The organism is Komagataeibacter oboediens (genome assembly GCF_003207815.1).
Lineage (GTDB): Bacteria > Pseudomonadota > Alphaproteobacteria > Acetobacterales > Acetobacteraceae > Komagataeibacter > Komagataeibacter oboediens.
The window spans coordinates 1-1013 of record NZ_NKTX01000210.1 but is presented as its reverse complement, the minus strand read 5'-3'; the positions used below and the strand labels follow the sequence as shown (position 1 = coordinate 1013).

The 1013-nt window shown below is 67.1% G+C and carries 1 protein-coding gene; it reads left to right on the top strand.

The annotated features are described in order from the left end of the window. Positions 1-1013, top strand: a 1013-nt coding sequence (locus tag CFR80_RS18370) for a transketolase C-terminal domain-containing protein (RefSeq protein WP_309146446.1), incomplete at both ends; no start/stop codon positions are given.

Below are 1013 nucleotides of genomic sequence, written 5' to 3'. Positions count from 1 at the left end.
CCCGTGCTGCTGCATGTGATTACCGAGAAGGGCCATGGCTACAAGCCGGCCGAATCGGCGGGCGACAAGTATCACGCGGTCTCGAAGTTCAATGTCGTGACCGGCGAGCAGAAGAAGGGCCCGTCCGGCCCGCCGAGCTACACCTCGGTCTTTGCAAAGGAACTGGTCCGCCAGGCCGCGACCGACGACAGGATCGTCACGATCACCGCCGCCATGCCGTCGGGCACCGGGCTGGACAAGTTCGCCAGGGCCTATCCCGACCGTTTCTTTGACGTCGGCATTGCCGAACAGCATGCCGTGACCTTTGCCGCCGGCATGGCGACCGAGGGGCTGCGGCCGTTCTGCGCCATCTATTCCACTTTCCTGCAGCGCGCCTATGACCAGGTGATGCATGACGTGGTGCTGCAGAAGCTGCCGGTGCGCTTCGCCATCGACCGCGCGGGGCTGGTGGGCGCCGACGGCGCGACCCATGCGGGCGCGTTCGACATCGCCTATCTTGGCTGCCTGCCGGGCATGACGCTGATGGCGCCCAGCAACGAGCTGGAACTGCTGCACATGACCGCGACCTCCATCGCGTTTGACGAAGGCCCGATCGGCCTGCGCTACCCCCGCGGCGGCGGGCTGGGGCTGGAGCTTCCGGCCGCGGGCCAGATCCTGGAGATCGGGCGCGGGCGAATCGTGCGTGAAATGACCCGGCAGTCCGGGCCGGAACAGGGCGGCATCGCCATCCTATCGCTCGGGCCGAGGCTGGCGGACGCGCTGAAGGCGGCCGACATGCTGGCAGCGCAGGGCCTGTCCCCCACCGTGGCCGATGCCCGCTTCGCCAAGCCGATCGATACGGCCCTGGTCGAACAGCTGGCGCGCAACCACGCCGTGCTGATCACCATCGAGGAAGGCTCGGTTGGCGGATTTGGCAGCTATGTCATGACCCATCTGGCCAAAACCGGCCTGCTGGACCGCGTGCGCTTCCGCCCCATGACCCTGCCCGACCGCTTCATCGATCACAACACCCA